This window comes from Nocardia sp. NPDC004123, assembly GCF_053603795.1.
The window spans coordinates 41,786-65,466 of record NZ_JBSGGG010000044.1; the positions used below are offsets into that span (position 1 = coordinate 41,786).

23 protein-coding genes are annotated in these 23,681 nt (G+C 68.3%); 12 read left to right on the forward strand and 11 right to left on the reverse strand.

Translation table 11 applies throughout. The features are described from left to right. Positions 1–98: 98 nt before the first annotated feature. On the reverse strand, positions 99–1,886 hold the full coding sequence (locus ACWEQQ_RS42605) for a protein kinase domain-containing protein (RefSeq protein WP_452352233.1): 1,788 nt from the start codon (positions 1,884–1,886) through the stop codon (positions 99–101). A gap of 334 nt (positions 1,887–2,220) precedes the next feature. Here ACWEQQ_RS42605 and ACWEQQ_RS42610 point away from each other — a divergent pair, with 334 nt between their 5' ends. Continuing rightward, a complete protein-coding gene (locus tag ACWEQQ_RS42610; protein WP_452344536.1) occupies positions 2,221–2,997 on the forward strand; it encodes an acyl-[acyl-carrier-protein] thioesterase in 777 nt (258 codons plus the stop codon). A 143-nt stretch (positions 2,998–3,140) separates the two neighbouring features. On the opposite strand, the gene ACWEQQ_RS42615 is transcribed toward ACWEQQ_RS42610, so the two are convergent. Next, on the reverse strand, positions 3,141–4,808 hold the full coding sequence (locus ACWEQQ_RS42615; RefSeq protein WP_452344537.1) for an FAD-dependent oxidoreductase: 1,668 nt from the start codon (positions 4,806–4,808) through the stop codon (positions 3,141–3,143). A 225-nt stretch (positions 4,809–5,033) separates the two neighbouring features. Between ACWEQQ_RS42615 and ACWEQQ_RS42620 the strand changes: the two genes are divergently transcribed. Further along, positions 5,034–5,525, forward strand: coding sequence for a SixA phosphatase family protein (locus tag ACWEQQ_RS42620; protein WP_452344538.1), 492 nt, complete (start codon positions 5,034–5,036; stop codon positions 5,523–5,525). A gap of 26 nt (positions 5,526–5,551) precedes the next feature. Here ACWEQQ_RS42620 and ACWEQQ_RS42625 read toward each other — a convergent pair whose 3' ends face one another. Beyond that, positions 5,552–5,755: a hypothetical protein gene (locus tag ACWEQQ_RS42625; protein WP_354836509.1), complete on the reverse strand. Its 204-nt coding sequence runs from the start codon at positions 5,753–5,755 to the stop codon at positions 5,552–5,554. A gap of 150 nt (positions 5,756–5,905) precedes the next feature. Between ACWEQQ_RS42625 and ACWEQQ_RS42630 the strand changes: the two genes are divergently transcribed. Next, positions 5,906–6,397 carry a MerR family transcriptional regulator gene (locus ACWEQQ_RS42630; protein WP_452344539.1) on the forward strand — a complete coding sequence of 164 codons (492 nt, stop codon included), beginning with the start codon at positions 5,906–5,908 and terminating at the stop codon, positions 6,395–6,397. A gap of 18 nt (positions 6,398–6,415) precedes the next feature. Here the strand turns inward: ACWEQQ_RS42630 and ACWEQQ_RS42635 are convergent, their stop codons facing one another. Both ACWEQQ_RS42635 and ACWEQQ_RS42640 read right to left on the reverse strand, forming a co-directional pair. Further along, complete coding sequence (locus ACWEQQ_RS42635) at positions 6,416–7,219, reverse strand: dioxygenase family protein (RefSeq protein ID WP_452352234.1); 804 nt, start codon at positions 7,217–7,219, stop codon at positions 6,416–6,418. Between the two features lie 156 nt (positions 7,220–7,375). Beyond that, positions 7,376–8,011 (reverse strand): GTP cyclohydrolase II, encoded by a 636-nt coding sequence (locus tag ACWEQQ_RS42640; protein WP_452344541.1) that lies wholly within the window; start codon positions 8,009–8,011, stop codon positions 7,376–7,378. Positions 8,012–8,123: 112 nt separating this feature from the next. On the opposite strand from ACWEQQ_RS42640, the gene ACWEQQ_RS42645 reads away from it, so the two are divergent. The 5 genes from ACWEQQ_RS42645 to ACWEQQ_RS42665 all read left to right on the forward strand — a co-directional run bounded on the left by ACWEQQ_RS42645 (position 8,124) and on the right by ACWEQQ_RS42665 (position 10,909). After that, the gene (locus ACWEQQ_RS42645) at positions 8,124–8,585 is read left to right on the forward strand and encodes a MarR family winged helix-turn-helix transcriptional regulator (protein ID WP_452344542.1); all 462 of its coding nucleotides are present in this window, start codon (positions 8,124–8,126) and stop codon (positions 8,583–8,585) included. A 185-nt stretch (positions 8,586–8,770) separates the two neighbouring features. Beyond that, the gene (locus ACWEQQ_RS42650; RefSeq protein WP_452352235.1) at positions 8,771–8,995 is read left to right on the forward strand and encodes a hypothetical protein; all 225 of its coding nucleotides are present in this window, start codon (positions 8,771–8,773) and stop codon (positions 8,993–8,995) included. A gap of 107 nt (positions 8,996–9,102) precedes the next feature. Continuing rightward, on the forward strand, positions 9,103–9,585 hold the full coding sequence (locus ACWEQQ_RS42655) for a carboxymuconolactone decarboxylase family protein (protein WP_452352236.1): 483 nt from the start codon (positions 9,103–9,105) through the stop codon (positions 9,583–9,585). Between the two features lie 3 nt (positions 9,586–9,588). Further along, a complete protein-coding gene (locus tag ACWEQQ_RS42660; protein ID WP_354836525.1) occupies positions 9,589–9,903 on the forward strand; it encodes a GNAT family N-acetyltransferase in 315 nt (104 codons plus the stop codon). Between the two features lie 16 nt (positions 9,904–9,919). Beyond that, positions 9,920–10,909, forward strand: a complete 990-nt coding sequence (locus ACWEQQ_RS42665; RefSeq protein ID WP_452352237.1) for a pirin family protein — start codon at positions 9,920–9,922, stop codon at positions 10,907–10,909. Positions 10,910–10,963: 54 nt separating this feature from the next. Here ACWEQQ_RS42665 and ACWEQQ_RS42670 read toward each other — a convergent pair whose 3' ends face one another. Next, the gene (locus ACWEQQ_RS42670) at positions 10,964–11,803 is read right to left on the reverse strand and encodes a helix-turn-helix transcriptional regulator (RefSeq protein ID WP_379389286.1); all 840 of its coding nucleotides are present in this window, start codon (positions 11,801–11,803) and stop codon (positions 10,964–10,966) included. Between the two features lie 164 nt (positions 11,804–11,967). On the opposite strand from ACWEQQ_RS42670, the gene ACWEQQ_RS42675 reads away from it, so the two are divergent. Then, on the forward strand, positions 11,968–12,975 hold the full coding sequence (locus tag ACWEQQ_RS42675) for an aldo/keto reductase (protein ID WP_452344546.1): 1,008 nt from the start codon (positions 11,968–11,970) through the stop codon (positions 12,973–12,975). Between the two features lie 21 nt (positions 12,976–12,996). On the opposite strand, the gene ACWEQQ_RS42680 is transcribed toward ACWEQQ_RS42675, so the two are convergent. Beyond that, positions 12,997–13,488 (reverse strand): PaaI family thioesterase, encoded by a 492-nt coding sequence (locus tag ACWEQQ_RS42680; RefSeq protein ID WP_452344547.1) that lies wholly within the window; start codon positions 13,486–13,488, stop codon positions 12,997–12,999. Between the two features lie 112 nt (positions 13,489–13,600). Further along, a complete protein-coding gene (gene mqo, locus ACWEQQ_RS42685) occupies positions 13,601–15,106 on the reverse strand; it encodes a malate dehydrogenase (quinone) (protein WP_452352238.1) in 1,506 nt (501 codons plus the stop codon). A gap of 286 nt (positions 15,107–15,392) precedes the next feature. On the opposite strand from mqo, the gene ACWEQQ_RS42690 reads away from it, so the two are divergent. After that, a complete protein-coding gene (locus ACWEQQ_RS42690) occupies positions 15,393–16,241 on the forward strand; it encodes an LLM class flavin-dependent oxidoreductase (protein ID WP_452352239.1) in 849 nt (282 codons plus the stop codon). A gap of 13 nt (positions 16,242–16,254) precedes the next feature. On the opposite strand, the gene ACWEQQ_RS42695 is transcribed toward ACWEQQ_RS42690, so the two are convergent. Beyond that, positions 16,255–16,791: a CGNR zinc finger domain-containing protein gene (locus ACWEQQ_RS42695; protein ID WP_452352240.1), complete on the reverse strand. Its 537-nt coding sequence runs from the start codon at positions 16,789–16,791 to the stop codon at positions 16,255–16,257. Positions 16,792–16,830: 39 nt separating this feature from the next. Here ACWEQQ_RS42695 and ACWEQQ_RS42700 point away from each other — a divergent pair, with 39 nt between their 5' ends. Together ACWEQQ_RS42700 and ACWEQQ_RS42705 are read left to right on the forward strand one after the other, a co-directional pair. Beyond that, a complete protein-coding gene (locus ACWEQQ_RS42700) occupies positions 16,831–17,799 on the forward strand; it encodes an EamA family transporter (RefSeq protein WP_452352241.1) in 969 nt (322 codons plus the stop codon). Between the two features lie 129 nt (positions 17,800–17,928). After that, positions 17,929–18,624 carry a hypothetical protein gene (locus ACWEQQ_RS42705; RefSeq protein ID WP_452352242.1) on the forward strand — a complete coding sequence of 232 codons (696 nt, stop codon included), beginning with the start codon at positions 17,929–17,931 and terminating at the stop codon, positions 18,622–18,624. 177 nt (positions 18,625–18,801) lie between these two features. Here the strand turns inward: ACWEQQ_RS42705 and ACWEQQ_RS42710 are convergent, their stop codons facing one another. Together ACWEQQ_RS42710 and ACWEQQ_RS42715 are read right to left on the reverse strand one after the other, a co-directional pair. Beyond that, positions 18,802–22,755: a DNA-directed RNA polymerase subunit beta' gene (locus ACWEQQ_RS42710; protein ID WP_452344553.1), complete on the reverse strand. Its 3,954-nt coding sequence runs from the start codon at positions 22,753–22,755 to the stop codon at positions 18,802–18,804. Positions 22,756–22,845: 90 nt separating this feature from the next. Continuing rightward, positions 22,846–23,681: DNA-directed RNA polymerase subunit beta (locus ACWEQQ_RS42715; RefSeq protein ID WP_452344554.1), on the reverse strand; the 836-nt coding region annotated here is incomplete at its 5' end.

Sequence of the window (23,681 nt, forward strand, 5' to 3'; positions counted from 1 at the left end):
CGGCGGATACCAGCCGAACGTAGCACCCCGCGCCTTCAGCGGACGGCCGAGAGCAACAACATCATTCGGCAGGCGCGAAGGAATTCGGTCGCCGAGGCTCAGCGATGGGCGTATTCGATCATGGACTCATTGGCCGCGACCTGACCGCCGGTGGTGATGACCAAGCTGTAGGCGGTGATCCGGTACTGCGTGCCGTCGGTGGGATTGGTGACCGTGAAGCCGCCGGTGCCGTCGGGCACCGGGTCGTCGAGCTGAATGCCCGCGTTGTCGCTGATGCGGACGCCCTTGTAGTAGAAGCGGCCGGTCGCGGTGCGGCACACCACCAGGCGCGATTTGTCGGTGCGGCCGATGGCCATGGCCGGGTCGTCGGCATTGCAGCGCGGCGGCTGCACGGTGAAACCCTGTGTGTCCGTACCGGATACGGTGCCCGAGAGCGGGACCAGGGTGGTGGTCGGGGCGGTCGTGCGGGCGGTGGTCATGGAGGTGTACGCGGCGGTGGTCTGCGCCGGACCGGTGACCGTCGTGACGCCGCCGGCACCGTTGCCACCGGTCTTGCCGGACAACAGTGCCCACGCGAGCACCGCGCCCAGCACCAGGACCACCCCGATGAGCGCGCCCACCAGCAGCGGCAGGTTGTTGCGCTGCCGGGGCGGCAACGGCAGCGGCGCGGAGGGGTGCTCGCGGGGCAGGGCCGGGTGTACGTAGGGCGCTGCGGGGTTTGCGGCGTAGGACGCTGCCGGGTTCTCGTACGGCGCGTGACCGGGCAGGTACCCGGCCTGCCCGGCGGGAATCGGGCGCAGCACGGTCGGTTCGTTGTTGCCCGGCCCGGTGTGCGGACCGGAAATCTGACCGCCGCGGGGGTAATCCACCGGGCCCGAGGGATGAGCGCCCCCGGGGACATTGCCGGACCCGGACGGGTGACCCGGACGCGGGTATTCGACGGAGCCCGACGGCTGGTCGAGGTAATTCGGCCCGGAGTGCCCGGGCGGGACGGCCGGGGAGCCGATGGTCGGCGGGGCGGGCGGCACGGTGGTGCGGGTGGGCTCGCCGTGGCCGGCCCGCATCAGCGCGGCCCGGGCGGCGCGAGCGAGCTGCCCGGCGGTGGCGTAGCGCCGGGTCGGATCCTTGGCCATGCCGATGGCGACCACCTGGTCCAGGCCGACCGGGACCCCGGCGCGGACGCTGGGCCGCGGCGGAGGCGTGAGCATGTGGGCCCGGATGGTGGCGAGATTGCCCTCCACCCGGAACGGCGGCCCGCCGGTGAGGCATTCGTAGAGCACGCAGGCCAGCGCGTAGATGTCGGCGCCGGGCGAGACCGAGGCATTGTGCTCGAAGCGTTCCGGGGCCATGTAGGCGAAGGAGCCGATGGCATTGCCGGTCTGAGTGAGCTGGACGTCGGACTCGGTGTGCGCGATGCCGAAATCCACCAGGTAGGCGAAGGTTTCGCCGGTGAGCAGGATATTGGCGGGTTTGACGTCGCGGTGCACGAGTCCGCTCTCGTGGGCGGCGTCGAGGGCGGCGGCGACCTGCTCCACCACGGTGACGGCCTGCTCGGGCGCCATCGGGCCCTCGTCGTGCAGGTAGGCCTTGAGGTCGCGGCCGCGCACCAGCCGCATGTCGATGAACAGGACGCCGTCCACCTCACCCCAGTCGTGCACCGGAATGACGTGCGGTTCCTGGAGTTTGGCGGCGGTGCGGGATTCACGGCGGAAGCGCTCGACGTAGGTGGGCTGCCGCGCCAGGTCGACATCCAGCAGTTTCACCGCGACCACCCGGTCGCGCACCGTGTCGTAGGCCTCGTAGACCTCGCCCATGCCGCCGACCCCGAGCAGCCGCCGCAACTCGTACTGCCCGAACCGCGAACCGGCCCTCGCCCCTGCGGCCACCCTGCGTCGTCCTCCCTGCCGCTGGATATACAACAGGAAAGGCTACGGGCCGTGCGACGCACTGTCATTCCCTCGATCGCGGCACCGTCGTTCCGCCGATGACCGCGACTGTGCGCGACGGCCCCGTCAAGCCCCGAACAGTGCCGTTTCCCATTCGGCTGGACTGATCTCCGCAGCCGAGAAACACTGTCGTTCCCCGAACAGAAGTACAGGTGACTCGACGTGAGTGTGTCCCGCACGCCCCGTAGAGTCATGTCACGGACTTCGGTCAGTAGGCACCTCACCGGTGCTTTTGGAAAGACATGCGGCACACCGTGCAGCGCGAGGAGCACCAGTGTCACTCGATGAGCCACTCGCCCCGCTTCCCCAGGAGGGCATGGGCTTCGCTTCCGCGTGGCCCGTCCGAGCCGGCGACATGGATCCCTATCAACGGCTGCGATTCGATGCCGTGGCCCGCTACCTCCAGGACATCGCCTGGGAGGAAATGCAATCCGGATTCTTCCATCGGACGGATCCGGCCTGGATCGTGCGGCGCACCGTGGTGGACGTGGTGCGGCCCATCCACTGGCCGGACCGGGTGGAACTGCGGCGCTGGTGTTCGGCCATGTCGACAAGGTGGACCAATATGCGGGTGCGGATCACCAGCGAGAACGGCGGCCTGATCGAGACCGAAGGGTTCTGGATCAATATCAACGAGTTCACCAATATGCCGACCCGGATCAGTGACGAGGGCCTGGCCGAGCTCGCCCGCACCACCGATCAGCACCGGCTGCGCTGGCGGCCCTGGCTCACCGATCCCACGCCGCCGGAATCGGATGTGGATCTGCCGTTCCCGGTGCGTGCCACCGATATCGACCAGTACAACCACGTGAACAACGCGGCCTACTGGCAGGCGGTGGAGCAGTACCTGGTCGACTACCCGAAGCTGGTGGCCGGGCCGCATCGCGCGGTCATCGAGTACGTGGCGCCGGTGCTGGCGCGCCAGCACATCAGCGTGCGCAGCCGGTACGAGCCGGGCGATCGGACCGGGCATCCGGCGGCGCTGCGGCTGTGGTTCGTGGTGGGCGGAGTGACGACCACGGCGGTGCGTATCGGGCCGCTGCCCAGCTGAATCCGACACTGCCCAACTGAATCCGGTAGTGCCGAGCTGAATTCGATACTGCCCCCGAACAACCGCGAAAACGGCTGTGGCCCCACCCATTACAGGTGGGGCCACAGCTGTTGGTGCGTGCCCTGAGAGTCCCGGGAGCTGGTCTAGCCCTTGGCGGCCTTGAGGAGGTTCTCGACGCTGGTGAACTTCACGCGCGGGCGGCCCGCGGACTTGCCCGCGGTCTTCTCGGCGGCGTCGATGGCCTTCCAGCCGTCCCGGCCGATCTGGTCGGGCTGGCGCTCGGAGAGGAGGGCATCCAGCGCGGCGCGACCGGCTTGCGGGGCAGCGAGCTTGCCCTGGGTGAAGTCCTCGATGAGCTGGTCGACGGTCTCCTGCGAGTCCATGCGGTTGGAGCCGATGACGCCGCGCGGGCCGCGCTTGATCCAGCCGGAGACGTACACGCCCGCAACGGGGTTGCCGGCGGCCAGGACTCGGCCCTTGTCATTGGGGATGACGCCGGCGGACTCGTCGAACGGCACGTCCGCGACGGGCTCGCCCTTGTAGCCGATGGAGCGCAGCACCAGCGACGCCTCGACGGTGCCGGTGCGGTCCGAGGCGCGGGCCACGGTGCGGCCGTTCTCCTCGACCAGCTCGTTGTGCACGTACTCGACCGCCTCGGCCTTGCCGTCGCCGGTGATGGCGGTGGGAGAGACCAGGTAGCGGAACACGATTCGCTTGTTGTCCGGGTTGCGGGAACCGGCGGCGTATTCCTGGGCGAGGGTGTACTTGAGCTGCAGCGAGGGCTCGACCTCCGGGTCGTCCAGCTCGGCCTGCGAGGCCGGGTCCAGGACCAGGTCCTCGGGGTCGACGATGATGTCGACGCCCTTCAGGTGCGTGAGCGCCAGGAACTCCGGCGAGGTGTAGGCCGCCTGCAGCGGACCGCGGCGGCCCAGCACCACGACCTCTTTGATGTTGCTGCGGCGCAGCGCATCCAGGGCGTGGTCGGCGATATCGGTCTTGGCCAGCTCGTCCGGGTCGACGGTGAGCACGCGGGCTACGTCGAGCGCCACATTGCCGTTGCCGACGATGACGGCGCGCTCGCCGGAGAGGTCGAATTCGCGGTCGGCGAAGTCCGGGTGGCCGTTGTACCAGGCCACGAACTCGGTGGCGGAGTGGCTGCCGGGCAGGTCCTCGCCGGGGATGCCGAGGTGGCGGTCGGTGGCCGCGCCGACGGCGTAGATGACGGCGTGGTGGTGGGCGAGCAGCTCCTCGTGTGAGATGTGCTTGCCGACTTCGACATTCAACCGGTACTGCAGCGCCTCGCGCCGGAAGGCCGACTCGAACAGGCCGGCCACCGACTTGGTGCCCGGGTGGTCGGGGGCGACGCCCGCGCGCACCAGGCCGTACGGCGTGGGCAGCCGGTCGAACAGCTCCACCTCGACATCGGCGCGGCGCAGCAGCTCCTCGGCGGCGTAGCAGGCGGCCGGGCCCGCGCCGACGATGGCGACCCGCAGCGTGCCCAGTTCCTTGGGCGCCCGGGACGGCGCGACCAGCGGCTCGAAGTTCGACTCCAGCGGATGCCGTTGGAAGTAGGCGGCATTGATATCGCGGAAGCGCGCCAGCGAGGCGAGCAGATCGTCCTCGGAGAAGATCGCGTCGACCGGGCAGGCGTCGACGCAGGCGCCGCAGTCGATGCAGGTGTCCGGGTCGATGTAGAGCTGCTCGGTGGTGGCGAACTCGCGTTGCTCGGGCGTGGGACGAATGCAATCGACCGGACACTCGGGTACGCAGCTGGCGTCGTTGCAACAACGCTGCGTGATCACATAGGCCATATCTCGCAGATCCTCGAAACTGTCGCGTGTAATACTCCGCTCGGGCTCGAGCAGGGTCGGTAGAACACGTTCTAATATAGGCGGCGTTCCATCGGGTGTCGGCACTGCGATGTGTCGCCACCTTCAGTGTGCCTCGAGTGTGAGCACTGTCTCGCGTCGGCACCGGCGTGCACCGCTGTGAGACCGGTCTCCCGGGCGCACTCGAGGCCCCCTACCGTAATGCCCATGGTGCGGACTCTCATCCTGATGCGGCACGGCAAATCCGGATACCCCGAGGGCGTGCAGGACCACGAGCGACCCCTGGCCCCGCGCGGGCGGCGCGAGGCGGCGCTGGCGGGCGACTGGCTGCGCGCCACCCAGCCGGAGATCGACGCCGTCCTCTGTTCCACTTCGACGCGAACGCGGGAGACCTTGACGGCCACCGGCATCACCGCGCCGGTGACGTTCGAGAGCTCGATCTACGAGGCGTCCCCGCACATCATCATCGAGATGCTGCAACTCACCGACGATGCCGTGGAAACCCTGCTGGTCATCGGCCACTCCCCCGGAATGCCCTGGACGGCATGGGAATTGGCGGCCAACCGGCATTCCGGCCCGGCCGAGGAGATGAGCGCGAAATTCCCCACCTCGGCGCTGGCGGTCATAGAGTTCGACCGCCCGTGGGCAGCCGCCGACCCGGGCACGGGTGAACTGGTGCGATTCCACGTGCCGCGGTAGGCCCGGCCACCTCGGCAGGGCCGGGCTCAGCCGAGTAGCTTGCCTTTCCACACCACAACACCACCGAAGATCAGCAGGAGCAGCAGCGCCGGCCAGAAGCCGAGCAGCCACCACACCACGCCCAGCACCGCCACCACGGGTAGCGCGGCAATGGCCGTGATCACCGGTTGTTCCTTGGCCGTCTCCAGGGCCGAGCGGGCCCTGATCCGATCCACGTCTTTTCCAGCCATGACCCCAGGGTAGGCGCGAAACGAGCCGGTCGAGCCGCACATCGAAACTTCGCGCACCCACACCCTCGACGTCGCACGCCCGTAGGCTTGCTTGGAGTGCACTCCAACCCACTAACGTCGTGGATAGTTCGGCAGGAAGGGGCGAGACCGATGAGCGCAGCACCGGTCCAACAGCGCAATCCGGCACCGCAGGACACCGTGGAGCACGAACGGCCGCGATATTCCATCGGTGAGGTCTCCGATCGGTGCGGCCTGACCCGGGACACCCTGCGCTGGTACGAGCGCATCGGCCTGATGGACTACGTGGGCCGCGACCATTCCGGCCAGCGCCGGTTCAGCGACCGGGATCTGGGCTGGCTGGCGTTCATCGGGAAGCTGCGGCGCACGGGCATGTCGGTGGCCGACATGGTCAAGTACGCGGAGCTGGTGCGGGCTGGGGAGCACACCTATCCGGAGCGGCTCGAGATGTTCCGGCGGACCCGCGCCGAAGTCCTCGCCCAGATCGAGGAACTGCAATCCACGCTGGTGGTCCTGGACTACAAGATCGAGCTCTACGGCGGCGGACAGACGTGTGATCCGCCGGTCGGGTCGAACGGCGCTGCCCGGGTCGAGTCGAACGGCGCTGCTCGCCACGGGAACTGAGCGCCGGCTCCGCCCGGATCAGCCGATCTGGATGGAGCGCTTAGCCATTCCGTACCAGAAGCCGTCGATGGCGGTGTGCTGCGTGGCCAGTTCGTCCGCGCCCGCGCCGAGGGTCACGAACAGCGGCGCGAAATGCTCGGTGCGCGGGTGGGCGCGGCGGGCGTCGGGGGCGGTGCGCTCGAAGTCCAGCAGGGCGTCGATGTCGCCGGCGGCCAGTGCCTCGTCACCCCAGTGGTCGAATTCCCGGGACCAGCCGGGCGCGAAGTCGGCCGGCATGGAGAAGTTCGCCTCACGCAGGTTGTGCGTGAAGAAGCCGCTGCCGAGGATGAGGACGCCCTCGTCGCGCAGTGGGGCGAGACGGCGGCCCAGGTCGTAGAGGCCGACCGGGTCGAGAGTCGGCAGGGACAGCTGCAGGACCGGGATGTCGGCATCGGGGTACATCTCGACGAGCGGCACGTACGCGCCGTGGTCGAGGCCGCGGGTCGGCGCCTCGTGCACCGGCTGCCCCGGACGGCCCAGCAGCGCACGGACTTTCGCGGCCAGGTCCGGAGCGCCGGGGGCGGCGTAGCGGACCCGATAGTAGTGCTCGGGGAAGCCCCAGAAGTCGTAGAGCAGCGGCACGGTGGTGGTCGCGCCGAGGGTGACGGGCGCGTCCTCCCAGTGCGCGGAGACCACCAGAATGGCGGCAGGCCTGGGCAGTTCGGCCGACCAGGCGGCGAGCTGGCCGGGCCAGATCGGGTCGTCGGCCAGGGGCGGTGCGCCGTGGCTCAGGTAGAGCACCGGCATGCGGTCGGTCCGCTCGTGAGTCACGGCCTGGGACATGGGATTTCCTCTCGCGGATTTCGAAATCGGCTCAGCCACGGAGCTGGATGGTCGGCTCAGCCACGGAACTCGATGGTCGGCTCAGCCACGGAACTCGATGGTCGGCTCAGCCACGGAACTCGATGGTCGGCTCAGCCACGGAGCTGGATGGTCGGCTCAGCCGACGAGCCGGATGGTGTGCCCGGTGTGCTCGGCCTTGGCGCGCAGGTAGCGCAGGTTGTCGGGGGTGGCGTGGACGCCGGTGGGGACGGTGTCGCGCACCGTCACGCCGAGCGCGGTCAGCTGGCGGACCTTGTCGGGATTGTTGGTGAGCAGGTCGAGTTCGCCGACGCCGAGGGCGGTCAGCATCTGGGCGGCCGCGGTGTAGTCTCGGGCGTCCTCGTCGAAGCCGAGTTCGGTATTGGCCTGGTAGGTGTCCAGGCCCGAGTCCTGTAGCGCGTAGGCGTCGAGTTTGTTGTAGAGGCCGATGTCGCGGCCCTCCTGGCGCAGGTAGAGCAGGATGCCGCCGGTGCCGGAGATGAGCTCGACGGCCTCGCGCAGCTGCGGTCCGCAGTCGCAGCGGGCGGAGCCGAAGACGTCGCCGGTGAGGCATTCGGAGTGCAGCCGCACCAGCGGCGTGGCCGGGCCGTCCGCTCCGAGGTCGGGTTCACCGAGGACGAGGGCCACGTGCTCGCGGCCGTCGGCGAGGCCGTCGAAGGTGACCGCCTGTGCGGTCGTCGAGTAGCCGTCGGCGAAGGTCAGCGGAATCCGCACGCGGGTGCGGACGCTTGCGCCGACGAAGGTGCTGCTCATGAGAATTCTCCTGAGGCCAGGGACCAGTTCATTGAATGGGGCACTGTTCAAATTTGAACCGCAGGGTGAGAGAGGTTATTCCAACCCGAACAACCGGCTGTAACCTGGGCAGATGAGTCCACGCTGGCTGAACGAGGAGGAACGGGCGGCCTGGCTGGCCTTCCTGAGCGCCGCCAGCCTGCTGGAACGCCGACTCGGCAGACAGCTCGAGCGGGACTCCGGACTCTCCCACCTGCAATACGAGATCCTGGTCCGCCTCGCCGCCGCCCCCGACGGCGAACTGCGCATGACCGAACTGGCCTCGACCCTGCTCAACTCCAAGAGCAAGCTCACCTACCAGGTCGACCAGCTGGAGAAGGCGGGCCTGGTGACCCGCCGCAACTGCCGCACCGATCTACGCGCGGTCTACGCCCGCCTCACCGACGCCGGACGCGAGCGCCTCGAACAGGCCGCCCCGGGCCACGTCGAGACGGTGCGCGAATTCTTCGTCGACGCCTTCACCCCGGAGCAATTGGCCGCTGTGGCAACGGGATTCACCGAGGTCAACCGTCGCCTCCGGGAAGAAACCGCGTAACCGTTCCGAGTCGGCTCCGGACGCCTCGGCCACACCGGGATTCGGGTCGTAGGGCGCGGCCAGGACCGCGTCCCGTTGCCGGGCCAGCAGCATCCGGCGCCGGCTCGCGGAGATCCTGGCGCAGACCGCCGCGAACATCCCGGGCGGCACGGCCGCGCAGGCGGCGCTGATCGAGCACACGGAACGTGCGCGCCGACCTGCCGCAGGTGGCGGTGCCGACGTTGGTCATCGGGCACGCCGGCGATCTGCGCTGCGATCCGGCCAACGCCCGCGAGCAGGCCGCCGGGATTCCGGGGGCCGAGTACACCGAGCTCCCGGGCGGGCATGTCGTCATGGTGGAGCAGCCCGATGCCTGGCACGCGGCCGTGCTCGACTTCTTCGCCCGGCAGCGAGCGGCCGCGGCACGCTGAGTTCACGCCGAAGACCCCGCTGAGTTCACCCGGAAGACCCCGGTCTGAAACACCAATTTTCAGACCAGAAGGCACGGTTCACATTCTCGGCTTACGATGCAGCCACTATGCAGTCGCCTGTAACTCACGACCGGGTGTGGATCGACAAGCAGACGCCCGAGGTCTTCCGCGAACTCAACAGCGTCGCGTTCGCCGTGCGGAACGCCGCCGCGGCCGCCGATCTGGACCGCGCGGTCATGGAATTGGTGAATGTCCGCGTCTCCCAGCTCACCGGTTGCCCGTTCTGCCTGGACCTGCATTCCCGGTACGCCCGCGAAGCCGGTGTCACCCAGCAGCAATTGGATGTCCTGACCACCTGGCGCCGCAGTCCATACCTGTTCGCGGAACTGCAGCAGGCCGCACTCTCGGTGGCCGAGACGGTCACTTCATTGCCGGATGAGGAGACCATGCAGCGTGAGTATGCTGCTGCGCGGCAACATTTGTCGGATGACCAGATGTCCGTTCTCATCTGGGCTGCGACCACTATCGGCGCGTTCAATCGCGTGTCGATTATGAGCAGACATCCGGTGCGGGTGCGGAAGGAGAACTGAACAATGAGCGAACAGGCCGTGACGGCCGCAGTCGTTCGTAACGACGCGCAACACCGGTACGAGGTGTGGTACGGGAATTCGCTCGCCGGGTTCAGCGAGTACCGCGAGCGCGACGACAACGACACCACCTTCATTCATACCGAGGTGGATCAGGAATTCAGCGGCAAGGGCCTGGCGAATCTGCTCGCGCAGGAGGCGATCAAGGATGTGATCGCCCGCGGCCGCGTCATCGTGGCACGCTGCCCGTTCATCAAGGGCTGGTTGGACAAGCACCCGGAATACGACGAATACGTGGTGGGCAAGGGCATCAAGAGGTGAGCAGGGAGGAGCGGGCATGAGTGATCTGGAGCCACGGCCGGAAGAGGCGCTGTGCGAATCGTCCGGGCGGCCCGGGCCACGCGCCGAGTTCTTCCCGGCCCGCGAGGTGCCGCTGGGCGGCGTGCGCGGGGTGACCGTCTTCCGGTCGCTGCCGCAGCGGGACCTGCCGACGGTCGGCGCATGGTGCTTCCTGGACCATTTCGACGGCGGCTCGCCCGCCAACCCGGAGGGGCACGACATCGACCCGCATCCGCATATCGGATTGCAAACGGTCACGTGGCCGCTGGACGGGCGGATCCGCCACCGCGACAGTGTGGGCTCGGATGTGGAGATCGCACCCGGGCAGCTGAACCTCATGACCTCCGGACGCGGCATCGCGCACTCGGAATATCGAGTGCCGGGCCACATCTCGGGTCACGGGCTCCAGCTCTGGGTGGCGCTGCCCGACGAATCCCGGGATATCGCACCGCATTTCGAGCAGCATCGGGACCTGCCCGAGTTCACGCTGCCGGGGCTGCACGGCGTCGTCCTGATGGGCTCGCTCGGCGGGGCCACCTCGCCGGCGCGGGCCTACACCCCGATCGTCGGCGCCGATCTGCGGCTCGAGGCGGGAGCGGCGGTGACGCTGCCGCTGAATCCGGACTTCGAGCACGCGGTGCTGGTGATCGCGGGCGGGCTCCGCGTCGACGACACCGACGTCGCGCCCGGCCGCCTGTTCTACCTGGGCAGCGACCGCGAGTCCCTCCGGCTGCACGACTCCACGGGCGGCGCGCATCTGCTGCTGCTCGGCGGTGAACCGTTCGGCGAGGATCTGGTCATGTGGTGGAACTTCGTGGCCCGCAGCCACGAGGAGATCGAACAGGCCCGCAACGACTGGGAGAAGCACGATGTCGGCCGCTTCGCCGATATCGCCGGGCACACGCCGGACCAGCGGATCCCGGCACCGCCGCTGCCGGGGCTGCATCTGAAGCCGCGCAAGCGCCGCTGCGGCGTGCCGCACGAGTGACAAGGACGGCCCCGAACCGCACTGGTTCGGGGCCGATTTCGTTGCGGCCGGCAGTCAGCGGCTGGTCATCGACTGAGTTCCGATGACCCGCAACAGATCCAGCTTCTGCTGGGTGTCGGTGCCGGGCGCGGGGTAGTAGATCAGCACGTGCCGGGTGGCGCTGGGGGTGAGCAGCGGTTCGCAGATCAGCTCCAGCACACCGACTTCCGGGTGCACCATGCGCTTGATGTGGCCGGTTCCGGTACCCACCTCGTGCTCGTTCCACAGCCGCTCGAACTCCGGGCTGGCGGCCCGCAACCGGGCCACCAGCTCGGTCACGTCGGCGTCGCCGGCGCGACGGGCGGAGACCGCGCGCAGATCGGCGACATGCTTGTGACTCATGGCTTCCCAGTCCTCCGGCGGGAAGATGGCGCGGGAGCCCGGTTCGGTGAACCAGCGCCACGGAATGCATCGTTCCAGCCCGCGCCGCTGCGAGTAGTCCCCGGACAGCAGGGTGTGCATGCGGTTCTGCACCAGCACCTCACCCAGGTCCGAGATGACCACGGCCGGGGTGTCGTCCAGCTTCGAGAGCAGGTGCAGCAGGCCCGGTCCCACGTGGCTGTCGCCGCCGCGCGCTGGGGCCTGGTGGCCGGACAGGTGGTAGACGTGGTCGCGCTCGCTGTCGGTCAGCCGCAGCGCCCGCGCCAGCGACGCCAGCACCTGCACGGACGGGCGCGGGCCACGCGCCTGCTCCAGCCGGGTGTAGTAGTCGGTCGACATGCCGGCGAGCATGGCGACCTCGTCGCGGCGCAGGCCGGGGGTGCGGCGGCGCGCGCCCGGCGGCAACCCGACGGTGGCGGGTTGCAGCTGCTCACGGCGGCGGCGCAGGAAGTCGGCCAGCTCGGTTCGATCCACCTCACCACTGTCCCCCGTCCCAGGCCCGCTAGCCAGGTACCGGCGATCCCAGTCTGCGCCGCGCGAATTCCGCCCCGGCCATCCACCGGCGGAACCAGGGATCGTCGATCCCTGGATGAACGCTCCTCTCCCGGACCGCGCCGCGGCGGCGCAGTGTTATCGGCATGACCACGAACCTCAGCACCGTTCAGCTCGGCAAGACCGGGCCCGCCGTCTCCCGCCTGGCCCTCGGGGCCATGGGGATGTCCGGCATGTACGGCACGGCCGACGACGCCGTCTCGATCGCCACCGTGCACGCCGCCCTCGACTCGGGCGCGAACCTCATCGACACCGGCGACTTCTACGGCATGGGCCACAACGAACTGCTCATCCGGCAGGCGCTGGCCGACCGCAAGCGCGAGGACATCCTGCTCAGCGTGAAGTACGGCGCGCTGCGCGGACCCGACAACAGCTTCGGCGGCGTCGACACCCGGCCCGCGGCCACCAAGAACTTCCTCGCCTACTCCCTGCAGCGACTGGGCACCGACTACGTCGACATCTACCGGCCCGCCCGGCTGGACCCGAACATTCCGATCGAGGAGACCATCGGCGGCCTGGCGGAGCTGGTGCAGGCCGGCTACATCCGCCACATCGGCCTGTCCGAGGTGGGCGCGGAGACGCTGCGCCGGGCGGCGGCCGTGCACCCGATCGTGGACCTGCAGATCGAATACTCCCTGGTCTCGCGCGGCATCGAGGCCGAAATCCTGCCCGTCGCACGGGAACTCGGCATCGGCATCACCGCGTACGGGGTGCTCTCCCGCGGCCTGCTGAGCGATTCGCTGCGGCCCGGGCAGCAGTTCACACCCTCCGACTTCCGGGCGCACAGCCCGCGTTTCCAAGGTGAGAACCTCGACGCCAACCTGCGCCTGGTCGACGCGCTGGCGAAGATCGCGGCCGAGCACCAGGTGAGCGTGGCCCAGCTGGCCATCGCCTGGGTGCTGTCGCGGGGCACGGACATCGTGCCGCTGATCGGCGCGCGGAAGCCGGAACGCTGGGCCGAAGCCGTTGCGGCGGTGGATATTCGACTGTCCGAGGCCGAGCTGGCCACCATCGAGGCGGCGGTGCCCGCCGACCAGGTGGCGGGCGGCCGCTACGCGCCCGCGCAGATGGCCATGCTCGACAGCGAGCGCTGAGTCACCTCGCTGGAGCCGGAATCACTTCCGGCGCGGCCGGATCACCGCGGTGAAGGCGGCGCGGGCCACGGGTTTGCCGGTGACGTCGGCGATCGTCACCGGCACCTCGAGCTCGATCTCGGTGCGGGATTCGATGTTCGCGCGGGTCTGGGCGATGGTCTCCGGCGTCAGCTCGGCGGTGGCGCTGAACGGGCCCGCCTCGCCCTTGGCGCGGGCCAGGTATTCGATGCGGCCGTCGCGGGCGACGATGAAGGTGTCGCCGAGCAGGTCCACGATGCCGGAGATGGACGCGCCCATGGCGGCCGTCTCGGCCAGGCCGAACAGCAGGGCGGCGTGGATATCGCCATTGTGGTTGAAGTGCTCGGGGCGCGCGGCCATCCGGACCACATTGCGGCCCGGGGCGTAGTGCACACCCTCGATACCGGTGAACTGGATGAAGCCGAGCTTCTGGAAGCCCGCCATCACCATCTCACCCATGGCGGCGTTCGCCTCGTCCTTGGTAGCGCTGTCCATCGCCTCTCCTACCCGGCCAGAAATTGAAACCTGTTCCAATTTCATACCGGGCCGGGCGCGGCTTTGTCCACGGCAGCTTCCAGCCACGGATATACGGCAGCTTCCCGCCGGATCAGCCCACCACCCGGCCGGCCAGCCCCAGCGCCTCCGCGGTCCGGGCCATGGTCTGGCGCGCCAGCCGCGGATCCTTGGCCAGGCTCTGCCCCAGTGTCGGCATCAGCTCGCGCAACCGCGGCTCCCAGAGCCGGGAGTAGCGCGGGAAACAGCGCTCCAGCACCTCGAGCAGGATCACCGGGGCGGTCGACGCACCCGGTGTCGCGCCCAGCACCGCTGCCATCGAACCATCCTGCGCGGCAACGACTTCCGTCCCGAACTCCAGCACGCCGCCCTGCTCCGGATCCGGCTTCACCAGCTGGGCGCGCTGACCCGCGGTGACCAGGGTCCAGTCCTCGGCGCGGGCCTCGGGGACGAATTCCCGCAGCGCGGCGAGCTTCTTCTTCCGGGTCGAGGCCAGCTGCGTCACCAGCAGCCGCATCAGCTCGGGATTCGACTTCAGCATGGCCGCGATCGGGCCCGCATTGCCCGGCCGCACCGCCCCCGCGGCGTCGAAGAGCGAACCCCGTTTCAGGAAACGCGGATTCGCCCCCGCGTACGGACCGAACAGCAGCGCGCGATCGCCGTTGACCACCCGGGTATCCAAGTGCGGCATGGCAATCGACGGCGCACCCGAGGGCGCGCTGCCGTAGACCTTCCCGTCGTGCTCGGCCACCACGGCGGGATTGTCGCAGCGCAGGAATCGACCGCTGACCGGCAGCAGGCTGTAACCGTGCACTTCCGGAACACCGGCCCGCTGCAGGATTTTCAGCGCCCAGCCGCCCGCGCCCGCGAATACGAAGCGAGCGTCCACCTTTCGCGTGAGGCGGTCGTTGTCGGTGCGCCAGTCGACCCGCAATTGCCAGGTGCCGTCATTGTTGCGGCGCAGCCCGCGCACCTCGCAATTGCGGTGGATCTCGACATCCTGCCAGCGCAGCCAATGGAAGAGCTGGCCGGTCAGTTCGCCGAAATCCACATCGCTGCCGGTGATATCGCGAGTCGCGGCGATCGGCTCGGAGGCGTCACGGCCCCGGGTGATCAGCGGAGCCCAGTCGGCAATGACCTCGGGGTCGTCGCTGAATCGCATATTCGCGAAAAGGTGGTGCGCGGACATGGTTTCGTGGCGGCGGCGCAGGAAATCCACTTCCCGCTGCCCGCGCGCCAGCGTCAGGTGCGGAACCGGATTGATGAAGGTCTCCGGCTTGCGCAGCACCCCGGATTCCACCAGCGACGCCCACAGCTGCCGGGTGAGCTGGAACTGCTCATTGAGCTCCAGCGCCGGCTCGATATCGATACTGCCGTCAGGATTCTCGGTGGTGTAATCGAGTTCGCACAGTCCGGCATGGCCGGTGCCCGAATTGTTCCAGGCCGCCGACGCTTCGGAGCCCACCTCGGGCAATCGCTCGTACACGCCGATGGTCCAGCTGGGTTCCAGATGCTTGATCAGCATCGCGAGCGTCGCGCTCATGATGCCGCCGCCGATCAGCACGACATCGTAGGGCCGCAGCGGCAGTTGTGTTCTCATCGTCATTACCTGGAAAACCCCGATTGAACTCGGACAGCGTACGGGCACGCTAGCACCATCCACCGGCCCGCCAGGGCGGCGCAGCAACACTATCGCCCAACCCGGCCCGGCGCACCCGGAGCTACCGGCCGGTTTGCGACATTGTTCGAAAGCGCCCTATATTGGCCACAATCCAAGAGATGCTCTCCAGAAGTTGTGCCGCAGAATGAGAGCATCCGCCTCCGGAGAGGCGCGGAGTGGGCGGCAGTGCAGTTGTGCCCACTCAGCTCTCCATGGAGGTCATCCCATGCACATCGGTCTCGGACTCCCCATTTCCGATCCCCTCGCCCTGCTCGACTGGGCGCGCCGCGCCGACGTCGGCCCCTTCTCCACCCTCGGCCTGCTCGATCGGCTGGTCTACGACAATCCCGAACCGCTGGTCACCCTCGGCGTGCTCGCCGGCGCGACCAGCCGCGTCAAGCTGCAGACCGAAGTCCTCATCGCGCCCCTGCGCGATCCCGCACTGCTCGCCAAACAGGCCGCCACCCTGGATGTGCTGTCCGGCGGGCGCTTCGTGCTCGGCCTCGGCGTGGGCGGGCGCGCCGACGACCACGAGGCCTCCGGCACCGACCTGCGCACTCGCGGCCGCCGCCTCGATCAGCAGATCGGCCTCATGCGCGACCTCTGGGCGGGCAAGCCGTTCAGTTCCAGCTGCGGGCCCATCGGCCCCGCACCGAGTTCGCTCCCCGGCCCGGAACTGCTCTTCGGCGGCTTCCAGCCCGCCGCGCTGGAACGCGTCGGCCGCTGGGGCGGCGGCTTCCTCGCGGCCGCCGCACCCTCCTGGGCGGGCGGGCTCTTCGACACCGTCCGCCGTTCCTGGCGCGACCACGGCCGCACCGGCGCGCCCCGCATCGTGGCCCAGGTCAATGTCGCGCTCGGCCCGGACGCCGTGCTCGACGACGCCCGCGCGTCCATGGGCGCGTACTACGAATTCTCCGGCCGCGCCGACTTCATGGTCGGCGGCATGCTGACCACGCCCGGCGAAATCCGCGACGCCATCCGGCAATTCGGCGATCTCGGGGCGGATGAGGTGATGCTGTACTGCTACGGCCGCGACGCCGATCAGGTGGATCGGCTCGCCGACGTGATCGGCTGACCGTCCCCCGGGCTCAGCCGACCATCTTGCGTGCCCGGTAGGCCGCGACCGCATTGCGGTTGGTGCAGGCCGTGGAGCAGTAGCGGCGGGAACGGTTGCGGGACAGGTCCAGCACGATGCCCGCGCAGGTCTCGTCGGCGCAGATGGCCAGCCGGGACAGCTCGTCGGCACGGATCAGGTCGATCATGGCCATGGCGGTCTCGACGGCCATGCGGACATCCAGCGGAGCCTCGGGCGGCACCGCGTGGATGTGGTAGTCGAGGTCGTCGTGGCGGACCAGCCGCGGCACCGCGCGATGCTCGGCCAGGATGGCGTTCACCAGGTCGACCGCGGTGTCGCGGTCGGCGGTGAGCAGGCGGCGCAGCGGGGCGCGCTGGGCGCGGACGGCTGTCAGCTCCGCCCGGGTGCGGGCATGCACGCCGGTGTAGCCGTGCTTGACGAAAAACTCATCCAGCTGGGCGATCTCGGTCAGGGTGTCCGGGTCCTCGGCCGAGTTCACCAGTTCCACCGCCGCCGCCATGGCCGCCACCGTGTCATCAGCGAAAATCACTTTGACAGATTACACCCCGGCCACCTAGCGTCATTTGCCATGGCGACTTTGACTCATGACAGGGCGGCGGTGTCGCACCGGCTGCGTTCCGGACTGCTCTGCGCCGCGCTGTCGGCGTCCGCGTTCGGGCTCTCCGGCCCGCTGGCCCGCGGGCTCATCGACGCCGGCTGGAGTCCGGCCGCCGTGGTCATCGTGCGCGTACTACTCGGCGCGCTGGTGCTGCTGCCCGTGGCCGCGCGGCAGCTGCGTGGCGACTGGAACCTGCTGCGCCGCAACGCCGCCCTGCTCGTGGGCTACGGCCTGCTGGCCGTCGCCACCGCGCAGCTGGCCTACTTCAATGCCGTCGCGCACATGGATGTCGCGGTGGCACTGCTCATCGAATACACCGCACCCATCGCGGTGGTGGTGTGGCTGTGGCTGCGGCACAGCCAGAAACCCGGGCGCGCAACCGTTCTCGGCGCGATCATCGGCGTGACCGGCTTGATCCTGGTGCTCGACCTGAACTCCGGGACGGCCACCAGCTGGGTCGGCATCACCTGGGCGCTGGGCGCGATGGTCGGCGCGGCAGCGTATTTCATCCTGTCCGCGCACGCCGGGGATCAGGTCCCCGGCACCGTGCTGGCCACCGGCGGACTGCTGGTCGGCGGCCTCGGCATTCTGGCGGCCGGGCTGATCGGCATCGTGCCGCTGCACGCCACCACGGCATCCGTAGCGTTCCAGGGCTTCACGGCGGACTGGTGGGCGCCGCTGCTCGCGCTCGGCGTGATCACCGCCGCCGTCTCGTACGTGACCGGCATCGCCGCGACCCGGCTGCTCGGCTCCCGGCTGGCGTCCTTCGCGGCGCTCGGCGAGGTGCTGGCCGCCATTGCGTTCTCCTGGGCGCTGCTCGGTCAGGCGCCCGCGCCGATCCAATTGCTCGGTGGCGCATTGATTCTCATCGGCGTGGTGGTGGTCCGGCTGGGCGAGCCCGCGGACGACCCACTCGCGAGCAGCATGCCGCACTCCTGACACCGGCGCTGACCTGCCGATTCCATTTATCGATTGCCCTTGTGCGCCATAGCCCTTCACATCTCGAGTTGATAACGGTAGTTTGTCGCAAATGTCGGGGAACCAGTCCGCAACTCGAGGAAAACCACGATGCCCATAACCAAATACATTGCGCCCGCCCTGCTTTGCCTGACCGCGACCACGGTCGCGGGCACCGCGACCGCCGAACCGGCGCAGGCTCCGGAGCAACCCGCCCTGCAGATCAAGGGCACCGATCACAACATCGGCTATGACGTGGCCCTCACCGCCGACCATCGCGCCGCCGTCAGCACCCTGCAGGCCGGGCACTTCCTCGCCACCTGGGACGGCGACGCCGTCATCGTGACCAACGACGACGGCGTCCTGGTCTCCACCGTCCCCCTGAAGTACGACATCGACGGCAGGACAGCCGAATTCACCCCGACGATCGACCAGGACAACCGCCGGCTGACCCTCACCCCCATCGCGGAATCCGACACCCCGGTCCGTGAGGTCGACGCCCAGCAGCACTTCTTCGACGTCGTCCAGGCCAACCTCCCCGCGGTAGCCACCGGCGCGGCCATCGGCGCCACCATCGGCTTCATCGCGGGCTTCCCCGTCGGCCTGTTCGTCCTCGACTTCATCACCGCTCCCCTGCTCGCCGTGGTCGGCGGCGTGGTCGGCGGCGCCATCGGGCTCCAGATGTCCGGCGGCCAGCAGGCCACCGACGCGGCCCTCAGCTACGTCGACACCCTCGCCCCCGGCACCGGCAACCTCTTCCGCCCGGTCTTCGCCGCCCTCCCCGCCGCCCCCCAACCGGCGAACTGACCCACCCCACAGCACAATTCGGCCCGCGCTCCTCGTCAGAGCGCGGGCCGAATTGCGGGTGCATGAACTACCAAGTGACCTCGGGCATCGCAGCTTCGAACCCGAAGGCAGCGCAAATGATTCGGCCCCCGCTTCGAGGTGAAGCGGGGGCCGAATCCTATTGACTGCCTACCAGGCTCAGCGGTAGTCGCTGAAGCCGTAGTCGTCCAGCGGGACCGCGGCACCGGTGGAGGTGCCGAAGCCGTCCGGGCTGTAGTAGCTGTCGTCGTAGGACGGGACAGCGTACGCGGCCTGACGGGCCTCCTCGGTCGGCTGAACCTGGATGTTGCGGTACCGGTTGATGCCGGTACCGGCCGGGATCAGCTTACCGATGATCACGTTCTCCTTCAGGCCGATCAGCTTGTCGGAGCGGCAGTTGATCGCGGCGTCCGTGAGCACGCGGGTGGTCTCCTGGAAGGAGGCCGCCGACAGCCACGAATCGGTCGCGAGCGACGCCTTGGTGATACCCATCAGCACCGGGCGACCCGAGGCGGGCTCGCCACCCTCCGCGACCACGCGGCGGTTGGCGGACTCGAACTCGGCGCGCTCCACCAGCGAACCCGGGAGGAACTCGGTCGCACCCGAATCGATGATGGTGACGCGGCGCAGCATCTGGCGGACGATCACCTCGATGTGCTTGTCGTGGATGGACACACCCTGCGAGCGGTACACCTCCTGGACCTCGTGGACCAGGTGGACCTGCACCTGACGCGGACCCATCACGCGCAGCACCTCGTGCGGATCGGCCGAGCCCTCGAGCAGCTGCTGACCGACCTCGACGTGGTCACCGTCGGCCAGGAGACGCTCGGAGCCGTCCTCGTGCTTGAACACCCGCAGACGCTGACGCTTCGACAGCTTGTCGTACAGGACCTCGTCCGACCCGTCGTCCGGGATGATCGTGATCTTGTAGAAGCGGTCGTCGTCCTCGAGCCGCACGCGACCCGACACCTCGGCGATGGGGGCCTTGCCCTTGGGCACACGAGCCTCGAAAAGCTCCTGCACTCGGGGCAGACCACCCGTGATGTCGTCACCCGCGACACCACCCTGGTGGAAGGTACGCATGGTCAGCTGGGTACCGGGCTCACCGATGGACTGGGCGGCGACGATACCGACGGCCTCACCGATGTCCACCAGCTTGCCGGTCGCCATCGAGCGGCCGTAGCAGGTGGCACACACGCCGGTGCCGGTGGTGCAGGTCAGCACCGAGCGGACCTTCACCTCGGTGATGCCGGCCTCGAGCAGCGCCTCCAGGGCGGGATCGCCCAGGTCGTGGCCCTTCTCGACGACGACATTGCCGTTCGCGTCCACCGCGTCGGTGGCCAGCGTACGAGCGTAGGTGCTGGTCTCCACGTGGGCGTCCCGGATGAGCGAGCCGTCGGCCTGCTTCTCCGCGATCGGCACCACGATGCCGCGCTCGGTGCCACAGTCGGTCTCGCGCACGATGACGTCCTGCGACACGTCCACCAGACGACGGGTCAGGTAACCCGAGTCGGCGGTACGAAGCGCGGTGTCGGCCAGACCCTTTCGCGCACCGTGGGTGTTGATGAAGTACTCCAGAACCGTCAGGCCCTCACGGAAGGAGGACTTGATCGGCCGCGGGATGAACTCACCCTTCGGGTTGGTAACCAGACCCTTCATACCGGCGAGGGTACGAGTCTGGGTGAAGTTACCGGTCGCGCCCGAGTCGACGATCGTGATGATCGGGTTGTCGGCCGGGTAGTGCGCGCGCAGCGCCTTACCGACCTCTTCGGTCGCTTCCTGCCAGATCTTGACCAGGGCGTTGTTGCGCTCCTGGTGATCGAGCGCACCACGCTGGTACTTCTTCTCGATCTGATCCGACTGCGCCTCGTAGCGCTCCATGATCTCCGCCTTCTCCGGCGGAACGAGCACGTCCGACATGGAGACGGTGACACCGGAGCGGGTGGCCCAGTAGAAGCCGGAGTCCTTCAGCTTGTCGACGGTCTGCGCCACGACGATCATCGGGTAGCGCTCGGCGAGATCGTTGATGATCGCCGCCTGACGCTTCTTCGGCATCGGCTCGTCGATGAACGCGTAGTCCGCCGGGAGCAGGTCGTTGAAGATGACGCGGCCCAGCGTGGTCTTGGTGATCCACGCGTCGCCCCGCCGCCAGCCGTCCGGGAACAGCTCGGCCTCGACGTCCTTCGGCGGACGCTGCTCGGTCAGGCGAATCTTGATCAGCGAACGCACGGTCAGCTCACCGCGATCGACGGCCATCTGCGCCTCGGCGGGCGAGGAGTAGACGCCGAACTCGGCCTCGTCCTTGGTGGCCGCGCGGTACTCGCCCTTCGCGCCCTCTTCCAGGCGAGTCAGGTAGTACAGACCGGTCACCATGTCCAGACGCGGCATGGCGAGCGGACGACCCGACGCCGGCGACAGGATGTTGTTCGAGGACAGCATCAGGATGCGGGCCTCGGCCTGCGCCTCCGCCGACAGCGGCAGGTGCACGGCCATCTGGTCACCGTCGAAGTCGGCGTTGAACGCCTCACACACCAGCGGGTGCAGCTGGATGGCCTTACCTTCGACCAGCAGCGGCTCGAAGGCCTGGATACCCAGGCGGTGCAGGGTGGGCGCACGGTTCAGCAGCACCGGGTGCTCGGAGATGACCTCTTCGAGGACATCCCACACCTGGGGACGCTGACGCTCGACCATCCGCTTGGCGGACTTGATGTTCTGCGCGTGGTTCAGGTCGACCAGACGCTTCATGACGAACGGCTTGAACAGCTCGAGCGCCATCAGCTTGGGCAGACCACACTGGTGCAGCTTCAGCTGCGGACCGACGACGATGACCGAACGGCCGGAGTAGTCGACACGCTTACCGAGCAGGTTCTGACGGAAACGACCCTGCTTGCCCTTGAGCAGATCGCTCAGCGACTTCAGCGGGCGGTTACCCGGACCGGTGACCGGACGGCCACGACGGCCGTTGTCGAACAGCGCGTCCACCGACTCCTGAAGCATGCGCTTCTCGTTGTTCACGATGATCTCGGGCGCACCCAGATCGATCAGTCGCTTCAGCCGGTTGTTGCGGTTGATGACGCGGCGGTACAGGTCGTTCAGGTCGGAGGTCGCGAAGCGGCCACCGTCCAGCTGCACCATCGGGCGCAGCTCCGGCGGGATCACCGGCACGGCGTCGAGGACCATGCCCATCGGCGAGTTGCCGTTGGTCTGGAACGCCGCCACGACCTTCAGACGCTTCAGCGCGCGCAGCTTCTTCTGGCCCTTGCCCGTGCGAATGGTCTCGCGCAGGTTCTCGGCCTCGGCGGCGATGTCGAAGGTCTCCATGAGCTTCTGGATCGCCTCGGCACCCATGGCACCGGTGAAGTACTCGCCGTAGCGGTCCTGCAGCTCGCGGTAGATCACCTCGTCGATGATCAGCTGCTTCTTGGCCAGCTTGGTGAAGGTGGTCCAGATCTCGTCGAGCCGGTCCAGCTCACGCTGGGAGCGGTCGCGCAGCTGACGCATCTCGCGCTCGCCGCCGTCCTTGACCTTGCGGCGGACGTCGGACTTGGCGCCCTCGGCCTCCAGCTCGGCCAGGTCGGCTTCCAGCTTCTGGGCGCGGGCCTCGAGGTCGGCGTCGCGCTGATCGGCGACCGACTTCTTCTCGACCTCCATCTCCGCCTCGAGCGTGGACAGCTCGTTGTGGCGCAGCTCGTCGTCGACCGAGGTGATCACGTACGCGGCGAAGTAGATGATCTTTTCCAGATCCTTCGGCGCGAGGTCGAGCAGGTAGCCCAGGCGCGACGGCACACCCTTGAAGTACCAGATGTGGGTGACCGGGGCGGCCAGCTCGATGTGGCCCATGCGCTCACGACGCACCTTGGCACGAGTCACCTCGACACCACAGCGCTCACAGATGATGCCCTTGAAGCGGACACGCTTGTACTTACCGCAGTAGCACTCCCAGTCCCGGGTGGGACCGAAGATCTTCTCGCAGAAGAGGCCGTCCTTCTCCGGCTTCAGCGTGCGGTAGTTGATGGTCTCCGGCTTCTTGACCTCGCCGAAAGACCAGTTGCGAATGTCTTCGGCGGTCGCCAGGCCGATCCGGAGTTCATCGAAGAAGTTGACGTCTAGCACGTAACTTCCTTTCCCCTGTTCGGGTTGAGAATGAGCAAAAGTTCAAATCCGTTGCCCTGGAGCGCCTCTCGGCGCTCCAGGACCGTTCGCTCACTGCGCCAGGTCGTCGACCGTCGCAGCCTCGTTGCGGGACAGGTTGATACCCAGGTTCGCTGCGGCGCGCTCCAGGTCCTCGTCGTCGCCGTCGCGCATCTCGATGGCGGCGCCGTCCGAGGACAGCACCTCCACGTTCAGGCACAGCGACTGGAGCTCCTTGAGCAGAACCTTGAACGACTCCGGGATACCCGGCTCCGGAATGTTCTCGCCCTTGACGATCGCCTCGTACACCTTCACGCGGCCGACAACGTCGTCCGACTTGATGGTGAGGAGTTCCTGCAGGGTGTAGGCCGCGCCGTACGCCTGCATGGCCCAACATTCCATTTCACCGAAGCGCTGACCACCGAACTGCGCCTTACCACCCAGCGGCTGCTGCGTGATCATCGAGTACGGACCGGTCGAACGCGCGTGGATCTTGTCGTCGACCAGGTGGTGCAGCTTCAGGATGTACATGTAGCCGACCGAGACCGGGTACGGGAACGGCTCGCCGGAGCGGCCGTCCAGCAGGATGGCCTTACCGTCGTCGTTGATCATCTTCTCGCCGTCGCGGTTCGGCAGCGTCGAACCGAGCAGGCCGGTCAGCTCTTCCTCACGCGCACCGTCGAACACCGGGGTGGCGATGTTCGTGTCGGCGGGCTGGCCGATCATTTCCTCGGGCAGGTTCTTCGCCCAGTCCGGGGAACCGTCGACCTGCCAACCGGTCTTGGCGATGTAACCCAGATGGGTCTCCAGCACCTGGCCGATGTTCATACGACGCGGCACACCGTGGGTGTTCAGGATGATGTCGACCGGCGTGCCGTCGGGCAGGAACGGCATGTCCTCCTGCGGGA